General features: G+C 63.0%; 12 protein-coding genes and 1 pseudogene. 10 read left to right on the plus strand and 3 right to left on the minus strand.

What is annotated here, in order from left to right; genetic code table 11:
* Positions 1–164: 164 nt before the first annotated feature.
* Both SMD27_RS17925 and SMD27_RS17930 read right to left on the minus strand, forming a co-directional pair.
* On the minus strand, positions 165–806 hold the full coding sequence (locus SMD27_RS17925) for an HD domain-containing protein (RefSeq protein ID WP_320509801.1): 642 nt from the start codon (positions 804–806) through the stop codon (positions 165–167).
* 111 nt (positions 807–917) lie between these two features.
* The gene (locus tag SMD27_RS17930; protein WP_320509802.1) at positions 918–1,118 is read right to left on the minus strand and encodes a hypothetical protein; all 201 of its coding nucleotides are present in this window, start codon (positions 1,116–1,118) and stop codon (positions 918–920) included.
* Between the two features lie 513 nt (positions 1,119–1,631).
* Here SMD27_RS17930 and SMD27_RS17935 point away from each other — a divergent pair.
* Complete coding sequence (locus SMD27_RS17935) at positions 1,632–2,597, plus strand: GlxA family transcriptional regulator (protein ID WP_320509803.1); 966 nt, start codon at positions 1,632–1,634, stop codon at positions 2,595–2,597.
* A gap of 71 nt (positions 2,598–2,668) precedes the next feature.
* Complete coding sequence (locus tag SMD27_RS17940) at positions 2,669–3,274, plus strand: cation transporter (RefSeq protein ID WP_320509804.1); 606 nt, start codon at positions 2,669–2,671, stop codon at positions 3,272–3,274.
* A gap of 1,045 nt (positions 3,275–4,319) precedes the next feature.
* Here the strand turns inward: SMD27_RS17940 and SMD27_RS17945 are convergent.
* Positions 4,320–5,234, minus strand: coding sequence for a LysR family transcriptional regulator (locus SMD27_RS17945; RefSeq protein ID WP_320509805.1), 915 nt, complete (start codon positions 5,232–5,234; stop codon positions 4,320–4,322).
* Positions 5,235–5,423: 189 nt separating this feature from the next.
* Here SMD27_RS17945 and SMD27_RS17950 point away from each other — a divergent pair, with 189 nt between their 5' ends.
* The 8 genes and pseudogenes from SMD27_RS17950 to SMD27_RS17985 all read left to right on the plus strand — a co-directional run bounded on the left by SMD27_RS17950 (position 5,424) and on the right by SMD27_RS17985 (position 16,058).
* Positions 5,424–6,785 (plus strand): MFS transporter, encoded by a 1,362-nt coding sequence (locus tag SMD27_RS17950; protein ID WP_320509806.1) that lies wholly within the window; start codon positions 5,424–5,426, stop codon positions 6,783–6,785.
* Positions 6,786–6,815: 30 nt separating this feature from the next.
* Entirely contained in the window at positions 6,816–7,889 is a 1,074-nt protein-coding gene (locus SMD27_RS17955) for a tartrate dehydrogenase (protein ID WP_320509807.1), read from the plus strand.
* A 966-nt stretch (positions 7,890–8,855) separates the two neighbouring features.
* On the plus strand, positions 8,856–10,268 hold the full coding sequence (gene pyk, locus SMD27_RS17960) for a pyruvate kinase (protein ID WP_320509808.1): 1,413 nt from the start codon (positions 8,856–8,858) through the stop codon (positions 10,266–10,268).
* 229 nt (positions 10,269–10,497) lie between these two features.
* Positions 10,498–12,147: an L-lactate permease gene (locus tag SMD27_RS17965; protein WP_320509809.1), complete on the plus strand. Its 1,650-nt coding sequence runs from the start codon at positions 10,498–10,500 to the stop codon at positions 12,145–12,147.
* Between the two features lie 24 nt (positions 12,148–12,171).
* Positions 12,172–12,393 (plus strand): hypothetical protein, encoded by a 222-nt coding sequence (locus SMD27_RS17970; RefSeq protein WP_320509810.1) that lies wholly within the window; start codon positions 12,172–12,174, stop codon positions 12,391–12,393.
* Positions 12,394–12,596: 203 nt separating this feature from the next.
* Positions 12,597–14,154 (plus strand): annotated as a pseudogene (ggt, locus tag SMD27_RS17975) (gamma-glutamyltransferase).
* A 96-nt stretch (positions 14,155–14,250) separates the two neighbouring features.
* On the plus strand, positions 14,251–15,675 hold the full coding sequence (locus SMD27_RS17980) for an SLC13 family permease (protein WP_320509811.1): 1,425 nt from the start codon (positions 14,251–14,253) through the stop codon (positions 15,673–15,675).
* On the plus strand, positions 15,672–16,058 hold the full coding sequence (locus tag SMD27_RS17985) for an SLC13 family permease (protein WP_320509812.1): 387 nt from the start codon (positions 15,672–15,674) through the stop codon (positions 16,056–16,058). The genes SMD27_RS17980 and SMD27_RS17985 overlap by 4 nt, the downstream gene beginning before the upstream one ends.
* The last annotated feature ends 69 nt before the right edge of the window (positions 16,059–16,127 follow it).

The following is a 16,127-nucleotide window of genomic DNA, read 5'->3' on the forward strand; positions in this document are numbered from 1 at the left end:
GTCGCGTTGGTCAATCCCGGAGCCTTGTTCGTGTCTGGATTTTTGGCCATGGTACCTGTCCCTCTCAGGCATGTGTTACATTTGTCGGACGTCTTCCATGCGGGCGGCAGCGACTGCGCCGCCCGGCATGGCACCTGTTCTATCTCCCGGCCAGCCCCTTGCGGTCAGCTTGCCCAGTCGGAGCCGCGGATGATACTGCAAAAATTGAGACGGCGATAAGTCGGATCCTTGAGCGCCAGCACATCCGCGTTGACGGTGCCGAAGGTGCTCAAGGGCTTCTTGATGAAGCCGTCCTTGAAGGCCTCGATGATATTTTCCTTAAAATTGTTGCCGCGCGGATGATGCTCGCACACATGATCCCGCTGCTGCTGCGAGAAATCCTGATAGGCAATGCCCATCACATCCATCTCGACGCCGGCCGTGACCAGGGCGATATTGGCGCTCATATGTTCCGGCACGCCCGGCGTCGTATGCAGGGCGATGGCGGTCCAGACCTCCTGGATTTCCTGTTCGCCGACACCATGGCTCTTCAGGAAGTCGCGGGCGGTATTGGCGCTGTCAACCTCGAAGCGGAACTCGGGGCTGCTATATTTTGCGGTGAGGCCCATGTCGTGGAACATCGCGCCCATGTAAAGCAATTCAGGATCATACTTCAGTTTCTTGCGTTCACCTGTCAGGGCGCCCCATAAAAACACGCGGCGCGAATGGTGATAGAGCAGATCGGATTCGGTATCGCGCACCAATTGGGTGGCGGCACGGGCCAGCGCACTGTCGGGAACGCGAATGCCAGCGATGGTCTCGGTCATGTCAGTCTCTCCTTTTTGTCAGTTGTGAATATTGGCTGAAGGCCGGTCACCCAGGCGCGGGGCAGCGCGGTAATCGTTAAGGGGTGTGATCGGTCATCAGTCTTGAGAACGTCAGTTGCAGCGATAGCAGGCGATCGGGTCGCTGGCTGGAAAACTTTCTGCCAGCGCATTGTCGAGTTGATCTTCGCGGTGGCGCACGGCGTCGCGCTCGACCGGTTCGCGCTGATCGGGCCAGCCGGGCTGGGCAGATGTCCAGAGATCCCGCTCAGACGATCCGGCTTGGGAGGAGGCAAAACGAGATGGGTTTTTCATCAGCTTTCTCCGTCTCTAGGGATCAGTTTGCGCCGTATTTGCGCCGTGATCCGATGAGCTGATGATCGCGTTTCACCCGGGTTTCGGCAACGGAACCGCACCACCGCATTCTGCCAATGGCACGCGCTTTTCTGCCGGGACCGCTAAGCCGGAACGAACACCCGAAGCGGATCGCCCGGATATCTGCAGAGGCGGTGTAGGATGAAACGCCGAACTGTCGCATTCTTTTCCCTGCGCTTCAATCGCGTTTCTTCGTGAATCCGCTTTTTGCGGACGCCGCCTTCCGCAGGGCGCGGGTCCTTGCAAACCAATGATTGTTCAGCGCCTGTTGCATCGCCACTCGTCGTTTCGTTGTTGGCGGCCATCTCGCCCAGGCAATGGCCCGATGGCGGATATCGCAGGGGCAATGTCGCGTGGGCGATGGCGATGTCGCCGACGGACCGTCGCGCGTATCATTGTCGGAAGGGTTGAATCCGTCTATGCAGATAGGGGGTGACAGCAAGAGAACGGAAGATGCCGCGCAAACAGGTTGCCATCATCATTCATGAAGGCGTGCAGGCGCTGGATGTCGCAGGGCCGGTCGATGTCTTTGCCGAGGCCAACAACTTCCTGCCCCAGCCGGATCATTACGAGACGCTGCTGCTGGCCAAGGATGAAAAGCCGATCCGGGCGTCCAACGGCATGCGCATGGCGGCGGATCGCGGCTTTGACGAGGCGCAACAAAATTACGACGTGCTGCTTGCCGCCGGCGGTCCGGCTTTGCCGGGCGCAGCGCGCGATGACGTGCTTTGCGACTGGCTGGCCGGGGCGGCGCCGCAATGCAGCCTCTATGGGTCCATCTGCACCGGCGCATTCTTGTTCGGTCATGCCGGATTGCTGGACGGCCACAATGTCACCACCCATTGGCAGAATGCCGCGCGCCTGGCCGAAAGCTTCCCCGAGGCCAAGGTGGATTACGACCGCATCTATCTGCGCGACGGCCGCCTCGTCACCTCGGCCGGGGTGACGGCGGGGATCGACCTGGCGCTCGCTTTGGTGGCCGAGGATCATGGTCCCCAGGTGTCGCTGAAAGTGGCGAAGCGCCTTGTCGTCGTGGCACAGCGCCAGGGCGGGCAATCGCAGTTCAGCCCCTTCCTCACGGCGCCGGCCAAGGACGGCTCGCCCATCGCCCGGGTGCAGGCCCATGTAATGGAACATATCGCCGATGCCTTCCCGGTCGAGAAGCTGGCCGAAATCGCCGGCATGAGCCCGCGCAATTTCGCCCGGCAATTCGTCGAGGAGACGGGCGTCACGCCGCATGAATTCATCGAACGCGCCAGGGTCGATGTGGCGCGCAATTTGCTGGAAGGCAGCGATCTTGCCTTGAAGGCGGTCGCCTATCACAGCGGCTTCAGCAATCCCGACCGCATGCGCATCGTCTTTGCCAAACGCCTCGGGGTCTCGCCGGCGCAGTATCGCGCCAGTTTCCAGCGGGAATGATATCTGTTTCCCTTCCGCTCCCTATAGTACTGTATCCGTGATTAAATCGCGGATGCGTTGGGTGCGGTAACTTGGATATTTCCGATGCGGATATAGGCAGCGCAGCCCTGCGGCGGGCGGTGGCGATCGTCATGCTCGCCAACCTCGCTTATTTCGGCGTGGAGTTTGCCGTCGCGCTCGCCATCGGATCGGTCTCGCTGTTCGCGGATTCAGTCGATTTCCTGGAAGATGCCGCGGTCAATTTATTGATCCTGATGGCGCTCGGCTGGTCCTTGCGGTCGCGCGCCCGGCTCGGCATGGCCTTGGCGATGATCTTGCTTGTGCCGGCAATCGCAACGATCTGGACCGCCTGGCAAAAGTTCATGGCACCGGTTGCGCCGGAGCCGGTTGCGCTGTCCTTGACCGGCCTGGGGGCTCTCCTTGTCAATTCCGGTTGCGCCCTCCTGCTTGCCCGGTTCCGTCACCACGGCGGAAGCCTGACCAAGGCGGCTTTCCTGTCGGCCCGCAACGACGCGATCGCGAATGTGGCGATCGTCGGCGCGGGATTGGTGACCGGCTTCCTGTGGCGCTCGGCCTGGCCCGATCTGATCGTGGGGCTGGGCATCGCCGCCATGAACGCCGATGCGGCGCGCGATGTGTGGAAAGCGGCCCGGGAAGAGCAGCGCGCGGCAGCGTGATAGTGGCGGCCGGGCGGTTTTTCAGCTTTATCGGGCATCAAGCGGCCTCAACGATGGACCCTCGGATCAAGTCCGAGGGTGACAAGCGGATTTGCTGCCAGCGTTATGCGATAATCGGCCCAGCAAGGGTGACGATCCCAGGCAGGATCTCGGTGCCATTGCCGCTTGTCATCAATGTTCGTTGCACACCGGTTGCCACAAGCAAGATTGTCACCCTCGGGCTTGACCCGAGGGTCCACCGGCGCGGCTGATGAATATTGCCGGGCTTTTACCGGATCGGTCGCATCTATCCGACGTTCTCTCCGGCCTCGACCATGGACCCTCGGATCAAGTCCGAGGGTGACAAGCGGGTTTGTTGCTCGCGTTATGCGATGCTCAACCCCAGCAAGCTTGACGATCCGTGCAGGGATGGCGGTGCTATTGCTGCTTGTCATCGATGTTCGTCGCACATCGGTTGCCACAAGCAAGATCGTCACCCTCGGGCTTGACCCGAGGGTCCATCGGCGCGGCTGATGAACATTGCCGGGCTTCTACCGGATCGGTCGCACCTATCGGGGGTTCTGTCCGGCCTCGACTATGGACCCTTGGATCAAATCCGAGGGTGACAAGCGAGTTTGCCGCCAGCGTTATGCGATGCTCAACCCCAGCAAGCTTGACGATCCGTGCAGGATGTCGGTGCCATTGCCGCTTGTCATCAATATTCGTTGCATACCGGTTGCCACAAGCAAGGTTGTCACCCTCGGGCTTGACCCGAGGGTCCATCGGCGCGGCTGATGAATATTGCCGGGCTTCTACCGGATCGGTCGCATCTATCCGACGTTCTGTCCGGCCTCGACCATGGACCCTCGGATCAAGTCCGAGGGTGACAAGCGAGTTTGTTGCCTGCGTCGTGAATGATTAGCCCCAGCAAGGTTGACGATCCCGGGGGCCTCGACCATGGACCCTCGGACCTAGTCCGGGTGTGACAAGCGAGTTTGCGATCGACGTCGTGCGATGACCATTGGCAGCAAAGCAAACGACGTTGTTGTTGGCGGCGTGATCCCCCTCATGCCTGTTCGGCATAGGCGGCGAGATTGCGTTGCAGGACGGCGAGCATGTCATCGCGCAAGGGATCGCGGGAGCCGCGGGGCCAGGCGGCGGCGAGGGGGAGTTTGTTCATGGCAAGGGCGCCGCTGGCTTTGAGCGGGATATAGCGGACACCCTTGGTCGCCATGCGCGCGGTCCAGCGCGGCACGATGGCGACGCCGAGTTCGGCCGCCACCAGATTGACGATGGTCTGCTTCTCCTCGGCGACCTGGGCGATCTGCGCCTGCAGCCCGGCTTCGGTGAAGAGCTTGATGGTGAGATCGTGGCTATGGGGGCGCGAGCGGCGCTCCGGCACGATCAGCGGCTCCTCGGCGAGATCCTGGATCGAAAGTTTCTCGCGCCGCGCCAGGCGATGGCTCTTGGGCACGGCAACGACGGCGCTTTCATAGAAGAGGAAGAAGAAATCCAGCGCCGCGTCCGGATGTTCCGGCGGCCGCACGAAAGCGAGATCGAGCCGGCCGGAGAGCAGGCGCGGCAGCAGGCGGATGCTCTTGTCTTCCAACAACTGCACGGCGATCTCCGGATGGGCTTCGCGAAAATCATGCAACAGCAAAGGCAGCAGCCCGGCGGCGGCGCTGTCGATGGCGCCGACCCGCAGGCTGCTCGCCTGGCTGCGGCTGTGCGCCCGGAACCGTGCCGCCAGGGTATCGGCCTGATCGAGCAGCCCGCGGGCCTCGTCACGCAAGGCGGCACCATCCTCGGTCAAAGCGACATTGCGGGTGGTGCGGGCGAGCAGGCGGGTGCCGAGATCTTCCTCCAGCAGCCGGATATGGCGGCCGAGCGCCGAGGGCAGCATGCCGAGACGCTGCGCCGCGCGGCCGAAATGCAGTTCCTCCGCCACCGCCAGGAAGCAGCGGAGCTGGTGCAAATCCATCAAACGATCCTTCCGGCTGGTTTAGTTTTGCGTGCAAGGTTTCGAGAGAGGCGGAGATTATATCATTTTTTTGTATAAACCCATGCCAATTGAGGTGACGGTGTTTTCCGCCCTAGCTTTCCCATCCGTCCTCAGCAGGGGCGCGGCAGCAGAAGAATTGCGATCGTCATAACAAGCCGGGGAGGCAGCGTGTCCAAGTCGCCGACATCCAATTCAGTGCGGGCCGAAGCCTTGGACGCCGATCCCTTGCAGAAGCGGGTCCTGCGCAAGATCACCTGGCGCATCGTGCCCTTCGTGATGCTGCTTTACTTCATCGCCTTCATCGACCGGGTGAATATCGGCTTTGCCTCGCTGACGATGAACCAGGATCTCGGCTTCTCGCCCTCGGTCTTCGGTTTCGGCGCCGGCATCTTCTTTTTCGGCTATTTCCTGTTCGAGGTGCCGTCCAACCTGATTCTGCACAAGATCGGCGCGCGTATCTGGATCGCCCGGGTGATGATCACCTGGGGCCTGATTTCCGGCGCCATGGCCTTCGTCCAGGGCACCACCAGTTTCTATGTGCTGCGCTTCCTGCTGGGTGCGGCGGAAGCCGGCTTCTTTCCCGGCATCATCCTTTATCTCAGCTATTGGTTCCCGGCGCGGCGGCGCGCGGCGGTGACGGCGATCTTCATGGCGGCGGCGCCGCTCTCGACCGCTTTAGGCTCGCCGGTTTCCGGCGCGCTGCTGCAGATGCATGGCCTGCTCGGTTTTACCGGTTGGCAATGGCTGTTCCTGATCGAAGCCGTGCCGGCGATCCTGCTGGGTTTCGTCGTCCTCATCATTCTCACCGACCGGCCGGAAAAGGCGATGTGGCTGAAGGATGACGAACGCAACTGGCTGGTTGCCGCCATGGAGGCCGAGCAGAAGGCCAAGGGTGCGCAGGCAAGCCACAATGTCTGGCGCGGCCTTGCCGATATCCGCGTGCTGGCGCTGTCGCTGGTTTATTTCGGCACCTCGGCCGGGCTCTACACTTTGGGCATCTGGGCGCCGCAGATCATCAAGCAATTCGGCCTGTCCGCGCTCAGCATCGGCTTCGTCAACGCCATTCCCGCCGTCATCGCGGTGGTGGCCATGGTGTTGTGGTCGCGCCATTCCGACCGCACCGGCGAGCGCACCTGGCATGTGGTCGGCGCCTGCCTGTTGGCGGCGGTCGGGCTGGTTTTCGCCGGATCGGCGGGCGGCGTGATCGCGGTGGTGGCCGCATTGACCTTGGTCAATATCGGCATCAGCTGCTCGAAGCCGCCGCTCTGGAGCATGCCGACGATGTTTCTGTCCGGTCCGGCGGCGGCGGCGGGCATCGCCACCATCAATTCAATCGGCAATCTCGGCGGCTTCGTCGGGCCGTCGATGATCGGCTGGATCAAGCAGGTGACGGGCAGTTTCCTCGGCGGGCTCTATTTCGTCGCCGGCTTGCTGATATTGTCGGCGGCACTGACCCTGATCCTCGCCAAGGCAGGCCGCAAGAACGGTACGGCGCGGACGGCCATGCACCACCAAGCTGCTCAACATTGATCAAAATCATCGCGTAACGGAGACCATCAGATGCGTGAATATGCGATCGCCACAATCCCGGCGGACGGTATCGGCCCTGAGGTCATCGCCGCCGGTACGCAGGTGCTGGAAAGCCTGCAGAAGCGGCTGAGCGATGTGAAATTCCATTTCAAGAATTTCGATTGGGGCTCGGATTACTACAAGAAGCACGGCGTGATGATGCCGGCCGACGGGCTCGCCACGCTGAAAAAATTCGACGCCATCTATTTCGGCGCGGTGGGCGCCCCGGATGTGCCGGATCACGTGACGCTCTGGGGCCTGCGCCTGCCGATCTGCCAGGGCTTCGATCAATATGCCAATGTGCGGCCGACCAAGATCCTGCCCGGCATCACCTCGCCCTTGCGCAATGTCGGCCCGGGCGATCTCGACTGGGTGATCGTGCGGGAGAATTCCGAGGGCGAATATTCCGGCCATGGCGGCCGCGCCCATCGCGGCATGCCGGAGGAAGTCGGCACCGAGGTCGCGATCTTCACCCGGATCGGCGTCACGCGGATCATGCGCTATGCCTTCAGGCTGGCACAGTCGCGGCCGCGCAGGCTGCTGACCGTCGTCACCAAGTCCAATGCGCAGCGCTATGGCATGGTGATGTGGGATGAAATCGCCGCCGAGGTGGCGGTGGAATTCCCCGATGTCACCTGGGACAAGATGCTGGTCGATGCGATGACGGTGCGCATGACACTGAAGCCGCAGAGCCTCGACACCATCGTCGCCACCAACCTGCATGCCGATATTCTGTCCGATCTCGCCGGCGCGCTGGCCGGCAGCCTCGGTGTCGCGCCGACCGCCAATATCGATCCGGAACGCCGCTTCCCCTCGATGTTCGAGCCGATTCACGGCTCCGCCTTCGACATTACCGGCAAGGGCATCGCCAATCCCGTCGCCACCTTCTGGACGGCGGCGCAGATGCTCGATCATCTCGGCGAGGCGGAAGCCGCGGCGCGGTTGATGCGGGCGGTCGAGCGCGTGACGGGTGCCGGCATCCTGACCCCCGATGTCGGTGGCAAAGCAACCACCAAGGAAGTCACCGCCGCGGTGATCGACGCCATCCACAGCTCGAATATCTGACACGGATATCGACGGCCACGGCGCGTGCCGTGGCCGCTCACCCCGGCGGTGGCATTCCACCGCCACGCTTTCCGCCTTCGCACTGGTGCTGCCCTCCGGTGCGACCTCATCCCGGCGCCGTTTCCCCCAAGCTGCGCCGGGATGAGGTGGGGAGGGGCTTCATGATGATCATCGCGGGATGTCGATGCCACGCTCGCTTGTCACCCTCGGACTTGATCCGAGGGTCCATCGGAGCGACTGACGAAACGTTGCCTCATTGCACATCGTACTCGGCCTCTGCCATGGACCCTCGGATCAAGTCCGAGGGTGACAACCTTGTTTGGTGCGGCATGGTGCGATGGCCATCCAGGAGTTGATGACAACCCTGTTTGGCTTTGACGTGGTGCGATGCTTGACGTCCGGCTGTTATAGATCGCGCTCAATGACGCACAACGCCAGCCATCCCCCGCTTGTCACCCTCGGACTTGATCCGAGGGTCCATCGCAGCGACTGACGAGACGTCGCCTCGTTGCACCGGCCCTTCGCCCGCATCTGACATCGTACCTGGCCGCTGCCATGGACCCTCGGGTCAAGCCCGAGGGTGACAACCTTATTTGGTGTGGCATGGTGCGATGGCCATCCAGCAGATTGATGACAACCCTGTTTGGTGCGGCGTGGGGCGATGACTATCCAGCAGATTGATGAAAACGCTGTTTGGCTTTGACGTGGTGCGATGCTGTTGTCGCGCGTCGTAATCGCGGTGTTGCCAGTCATCGCAGTGGGTGGAGGCAAGTCCGCTTGTCAGCCTCGGACTTGATCCGAGGGTCCATGGGCGCGGCTGGTGACCGTGGCTTCATGACGCGAAACTGTCATGGCGTCGTTATGCAACGGGGCATGACAGGGTTGTCATCTTCGGCGATAGTGGGCCGCGTTCGTCGTTACTGGATTACAGGGAGCCGCCGCGGCCCATGCGGCGGCAGGAAGAAAATGCATCGTTATCGCCGTGCCAAGATCGTCGCCACCGTTGGCCCCGCCAGCGCCGCGCCGGAGATGTTGAAAGCCTTGTTCGTTGCCGGGGCCGATACCTTCCGGCTGAATTTCAGCCATGGCACGCATGAGGACCATGCCAAGGTGCATGCGGCCATCCGCACGCTGGAACAGGAGCTGGGCCGGCCGATCGGTATCCTGCAGGATCTGCAGGGGCCGAAGATCCGCATCGGCACGGTCAAGGACGGAAAGCTCTCCGTCACGCCGGGCGAGCGCATTCGCTTCGTGCTCGGCGGCGCGGAGGGCGATAAGGAGGCGATTCCGCTGCCGCATCCGGAAATCTTCGCCGCGGTGATGCCGGGGCATCATCTGCTGCTGGATGACGGGCGGGTGCGGGTGAAGGTGGTCGGGCTCGGCAGCGATTACATCGATGCGGAGGTCGAGATCGGCAGCGTCATCTCCAACCGCAAGGGCGTCAACCTGCCGGGCACGGTGCTGGATCTCTCGCCGCTCACCGCCAAGGACCGCGCCGATCTCGCTTTCGGCCTGGAACTGGGCGTCGATTGGGTGGCGCTCTCTTTCGTGCAGCAGCCAGGCGATATGCTGGAGGCGCGCGGGTTGATCGGCGATCGCGCCGGCCTCGTCGCCAAGATCGAGAAGCCCTCGGCGCTGGAGAAGATCGACGACATCATCCGCCTCTCCGATGCGGTCATGGTGGCGCGCGGCGATCTCGGCGTCGAGATCCCGCATGAGGAAGTGCCGGGCCGGCAGAAGGAGCTGGTGCGGGCCTGCCGCCTGGCGGTGAAGCCGGTGATCATTGCGACACAGATGCTGGATTCCATGATCAATGCGCCGACACCGACCCGCGCCGAAGCCTCCGACGTGGCAACGGCGATCTATGACGGCGCCGATGCGGTGATGCTCTCGGCGGAATCCGCGAGCGGCCTTTATCCGCGCGAGGCGGTGGAGATGATGGACCGCATCATCCGCAGCACCGAACATCACAAGCTCTATCGGTCCATTCTCCAGGCGACCGAGGCGGGCGAGGAACAGACGGCACCCCATGCGGTGGCCGCGGCCGATCTCGCCGAAGCCATTCACGCACCGGCCATCGTCGCTTTCACCTCCAGCGGCACCACGGCGGCGCGGATCGCCCGCAAGCGGCCCGCCGTGCCGATCCTGGCAGTGACGGCGGATCGCGATGTGGCGCGCCGGCTTTGCCTGCTCTGGGGCGCGCATAGCGTGCAAGCCGCCGATATCGCCAGCTATGACGATATGGTGGCGCGCGCATCCGAACTGGTAATGGCGGAGGGATTCGCCAATCAGTCGGACCTGGTCGTGGTGGTGGCCGGCGTGCCCTTTGGCAAGGCCGGCACGACGAATAATCTCCGCGTCATCGAGGTCGGGCGGTAAGAAAAGGAAACCGGGATCGGCCACGTTAATAGCGCCCGTGCCGCCCCAGCGCGCCGTCCGCCTGCACGTCACAGCTGAATGCGTTCGCGAGGGACAAGTAGTGATCCTTGCTACTTGTGCGATTTTTAGGTAAGGAGTCCATACACAGCGGATTTCCCAGACAGTATTGCATCTCCGGACCTCGAGTTTCCTGCCTTGAGTATTGCATCTCCGCATCTGCGGCACAGGGATGACGATATATCGGAGGAACGCAGGGGAGACGGTTCAGATCCCTGTTGATTTCCTGCATTGGGCCCTGGCTATTTTATCGATAGTCGCCCTGCTCGTTTTCCTTGTCCCTTTGCGATGGCGCGCCCCCGAAGCCGGGCCGATGGCGATGTTCACCGCAGCCATCGTCGCCATCGCCGCCTTCCGAACGCCCTGGCTGACCTTGGCAGTTGCTGGCGGCAAAGGCGTGTGGGATGCGATCTTCATCCTCTATGTGATGTGGCCGGCGCTGCTGCTCTATCAGGTCACCAAGCAGGCGGGGGCCTATGACGCGCTGCGGCAAGGCATCGCCAGATTCAGCCGCAACGAGCTGTTCATCATTCTCTCGCTGTGCTGGGTCTTTGCCTCCTTCCTGCAAGGCATCGCCGGCTTCGGCGCGCCGGTCGCCGTCGTCGTGCCTTTGCTGATCGCCGTCGGCGTCAAGCCGGTCTATGCGGTGGCGATGGGTGTCCTGGCCCATGCCTGGGGCCGGTTTTTCGGTACGCTCGGCGTCGGCTGGCTGGCGACCCTGCAAGTCGTTGAATTGGAGGATATCCCCAGGGCGGCCTTTGAATCGGCCCTCCTGATCCTCATTCCAAACTATCTCGGCGGTTTTTTCGTCGTCTGGCTCTATGGCAAAGGTCCGGCCTTGCGCCATGCCTGGCCTCTGGTGCTGATCCTCGGCACCATCCTCGGTGTCGGCCAGCTTCTGGCCGCCTTGTTCAGTCCCGAACTGTCGACCTTCCTGGCCGCCGCCGTCGCCCTGCTGTCGCTCTACCCCTTGTCGCGCTGGCCGCGCTACCGCGATCCGATTACCGATATCACCGACCGGCCGGCCATGACGGAGCGCGTGGTCGTCGAGCAAAAGGAGGCGCCGCCGGTCATGAGCCTCGCCATGTCGTTCCTGCCCTATGTCATTCTGACGGCGGTAACGCTGAGCGTGTTGTTGATCCCGCCGCTTAACGCGGCGCTGCGCCAGGTGCGGATCGGCTTGCCATTCCCGGAAGTGGCGACCGGCTATGGCATCCACAATGCGGCGGCGGCGAGCTATTCGCCGATTGCGCCCTTCACTCATCCCGGTGCGATGCTCCTGATCACGGCCATCATCGTTTGGCTGATCTACAGCGCAGGCGGCTATTACCGCGCCTGGGCGCAGCGGCACACGCCGGAGCGTATCGGCTCCGCTTTGCTGGTCGATGCGGTGCCCGCTTCGGTGCCGGTCATCGCCTTTCTGGTGACGAGCCGCATTCTCGATCATAGCGGCCAGTCGCTCACGATCGCCCATGGCCTTGCCGCGGTCTCGCCACCCTTGGTCTATGCCGGTGCCGCCAGCATCATTGGTGCCTTGGGCGCTTTCATGACCTCAAGCAGCACGGCTTCGAACGTGCTCTTTGCCGGCGTGCAGGGTGGCGTCGCGCAGTTGCACGGGCTTGCCAAGGAAACGGTGATCGCCGCCCAGGCGGCGGGCAGCGCCTATGGCAATGCGATCGCGCCGGCCAATATCGTGCTGGGCACCAGTATTGCCGGCGTCAAGGGCCAGGAGGGATCGGTCCTGCGCAAAACCCTTCCCTGGACGATCGTTGTTGCGGTGCTGACGGGCCTGGCGACGGTGGCGCTGATTCTTATACGCTAAACGGGCTCCGCTGAGGAGGACAGGATGGATAAAAAGCTGAAAGCGGATTGTCTGTCGCTGATATTGCTCTGCGCCTCATTTCCGATCATCAGTTTCGGCGCGACCCGCGGCGGCGGCCTGGTCTGGTGGATCGGCCTGTTGAGCCTCGTCGCCGGCGGCCTGCTGCCGGTCTGGACGCGCTACATGAATCACGCCGGCGACCGGATCAGGGATGTCGGCATAGAATTCGACGATCGCACATCGTAGCTCGCGCAAGAGCCATTGCCGCTCGCGGATGAGAGAGCGCGGGCGGACATCGACGCCATCCGCCACGGTTTACCTCGGGTACTGAGATGGAGGAGGCGACTATGAGTCATCCGAATGGTCCCCGGACAGGACGTCCGCCCACATATGCGCAGAACGGCGTGGTCACGACGCCGCATTATCTTGCCAGCGCGGCAGGGCTGAACATGTTGCAGAATGGCGGTAGTGCTGTCGATGCCGCCATCGCCGCGAATGCGGTGCTCTGTGTCGTCTATCCCCATATGGCGGGGTTGGGCGGCGATGGCTTCTGGTTGATCGCCGAGCCCGGCACCGGCCAGGTGCATGGGCTCAATGCCAGCGGACCGGCTGCCCGCCTGGCCACGCTCGATTATTATCGTCCGCGCAGCAAGGATAATGAGATACCCGCACGCGGTCCCCTCGGCGTCCTGACCGTTCCGGGCGCGATCGATGGCTGGCGCCTGGCGCATGAGCGCTTTGGCCGGGTTTCCTGGGAGCGGCTGTTCGATGCGGCGATCGGCTATGCACGCGACGGCATGGCGGTCAGCCGCTCGCTCGCCGATTGGCTGCCCCAGGACGAGCCGATCCTGGCGGCCTATCCGGAGACCGCGGCGATCTTCCTGCCCGGCATGTGCGTTCCGCGCGAAGGCCAGCGCCTGGTGCAGGCGGCGCTCGCCGGGTCGCTCCAGCAAATTGCCAGCCAGGGCGCTAGGAAAGGCTTCTACGAAGGCGATATTGCAACCCGCATCTGCGCAGCCTTGCAGCCCCAGGGCTCGCCCCTGGCGGCCGATGACTTGGCCGCTTTCCAGGCCGAATGGGTCGAGCCGATCACCGGCAGTTATCGCGGTTATGACGTCTATCAACTGCCGCCCAGCACCCAGGGATTCACCGCTTTGCAGATCCTCAACCTGATTGCCGGCTATGATGTCGCGGCGTGGGGCGAGGGCACGGCGGATTATTATCACCACATGGCCGAGGCGGAAGATTGCCTTTGCCGATCGCGAGGAATGGCTGACCGATCCGACTTTCGTGGAGATACCGGTGCCGCGCCTGATCAGCCAGGACTATGCCGATGAGCGCCGCGGCTTGATCGATCCCGCGCGAGCGCTCGATATCGCCAAAGTGCCGGCGGGTATTCCTTATACCCAGCCACATGCACGCCGCGCGCCGGATGGCGATACGTGCTATTTCTGCGCCGCCGACCGCGACGGCATGGTCGTGTCGCTGATCCAGTCGATCTATCATGATTTCGGCAGCGCCGTGACCGGCGGCGATACCGGTATCCTGCTGCAGAACCGCGGCGCCTTTTTCGCCCTCGACGAGAACCATCCCAATCACCTGCAGCCGGGCAAGCGCACGTTCCACACGTTGATTCCCGCGATGCTGCTGCGCGACGGCCAGCCTTATCTCGCTTACGGATCGATGGGCGGCGAGGGGCAACCGCAGTCCCAGGCAGCGCTGGTCACCCGCATCATCGATTTCGGCTATGACGTGCAGCAGGCGATCGAGGCGCCGCGCTGGCTGATGGGCCGCACCTGGGGCACGCGCTCGCGCAATATGACGCTCGAGGGGCGGATCTCGGACGAGGTCGCGCGCGAGCTCAAGCGGCGCGGGCAACCGGTCCAGATGACCACCGACTGGAATGACAATCTGGGCCACGCCCATGCAATCCGCATCAACCGCGATCAAGGATTCTTCGAAGGCGGCGCCGATCCGCGCGGCGATGGCGCTGCCCTCGGTTATTGAAATCGCGGGTTATTGAGATCGCGGGTTATTGAGATCGCGGGTTATTGAACGGGAAAAGATTCGCCCGCAGGGTCCTTGCCGCACGGAGCAGGCCGCATGACGCAAATCGTGATTACGCTGTCGGTGATCATGGCGGCAATGGTGCTGTTTGCCTGGAATCCCGTGCCCGCGGCCGTGGTCGCCGTCTGCGCCTCACTGGCGCTCTATTTCACCGGCGTACTGACGATGCAGCAAACCCTCAGCGGGTTCGGCGATCCGGTGGTGATCTTGATCGCCGCCTTGCTGGCCATCGCCACCGGACTGGAAATATCGGGCGTCGGCACCTGGGCGGGCCAGCTTTTGATGCGCCATGCGGGCAAAAGCCATACGCGCCGGCTGGTTGCGCTCATGATCGTTGCCGCTGTCTTTAGCGGCTTGATCGGCATGAATGGGGCGGTGGCGGCCATGTTGCCCGTCACCGTGGTGGTCGCGGTCAGGACCGGGGCGGTGCCGTCACGCCTCATGATGCCGCTCGCCTTTGCCTGTCTGACCGGTTCCAAGCTGACCTTGCTGGGCAGCCCGGTCAATGTGATCGCCGCGACCCTGGCCGACGAGGCAGCCGTCGGGCATATCGGCTTCTTCGAATGGGCGATCCTCGGTGTGCCGCTCCTGATCGGCACGATCATCATCATCATCCTGTTTGGACGGTGGCTGCTGCCCGAGCGGCGCAGCCAGTCGATTCCCGCCGATTTCAGCGCCCATGCCCATACCCTGGTCGAGCAATACCAGCTGGAAGATGGCCTGCATCATCTTCGCGTCCGCGAGACATCTCCCCTGATCGGCAAATCGAAGGACGCGGTGGATCTGACGGGCTATGCGGATCTGCACATGGTTGCCGTGCTGGAAGGCGATGCTGCGACACCGTTGCAGCGCGCGATTGCCCAGGATGATTTGTTGCTGGTCCGTGGCAGTGCCGAGATGGTGGGGCGCCTCGCCCTCGATATGCATCTCGCGGTCCGCGAAGCCGAGGAAGCCGGCCCGGTTGCCGAGGTTCTGCTCAGCCGCGCCTCCGGCATGGCCGAAGTTGTGATTCCGATGCGATCCAAGATGATCGGGCAGACGGCGTTTCCAGGCATGGCGACCGAGGATGGCGACCTCATGGTCCTGGCGGTGCAGCGCGGCGACGACAAAATGCGCCAGGAACCGCTCGTGCTGCGTGCGGGCGATCACCTGCTGCTGCAGGGAACCTGGAAGGCCCTGGATCGCTATCTGGCAGATCCGAAGGTGCTGGTCGTCGATTCGCCGGAGGTGGTGAAGAAGCAGGCCGTGGCATTGGGCCACGGTGCGGGCAGGGCGATCGCCATCCTGCTGCTGCTGGTTCTCCTGCTTGCCTTCAACATCGTGCCGGCACCCATTGCGGCAGTGATTTGCGCAGCCCTCATGGTTGTCACCCGCGTGCTGACGCTGCCGCAGTTTTACCGCGGCATCGATTGGAACACCTGTATCCTGATCGGTGCGATGATACCGCCGGCGATGCCATGACCGAAACCGGTGCCGCTGCCCTGATCGGCGATTACGTCGTCAATGCGCTGGGAGGCGCCGGCCCGCTCGCCGTGCTGGCGGGGATTTTTATCGTCTCGGCAACGATAACCCAGTTCATCTCCAACACCTCCTCGGCGCTGGTGATGATGCCGATCGGCCTGGCGACGGCCTCGGAGCTTGGCGTATCCGCGCTTCCGATGATGCTGGGCGTCGCCATGGGAGCCAGCGCATCCTTCCTCACGCCTTTTGCCAATGGTGTCAGCCTGATGGTCTATGGGCCAGGCGGATACAAGTTCGGGGATTTCTGGAAACTTGGTTTTCTCGTCATGGCCTGGGCATTGATCGTGACCCTGGTCGTGGTGCCGCTCTACTGGAAGTTCTGACACCGCATACAACGCCGCGGTGGCAATTCGCCAAGTCACGCAATGGCCACCGCTGCTGCGATGTGTCCC

The sequence above is a fragment of the Dongia soli genome, from assembly GCF_034044715.1.
Classification (GTDB): domain Bacteria; phylum Pseudomonadota; class Alphaproteobacteria; order Dongiales; family Dongiaceae; genus Dongia_B; species Dongia_B soli.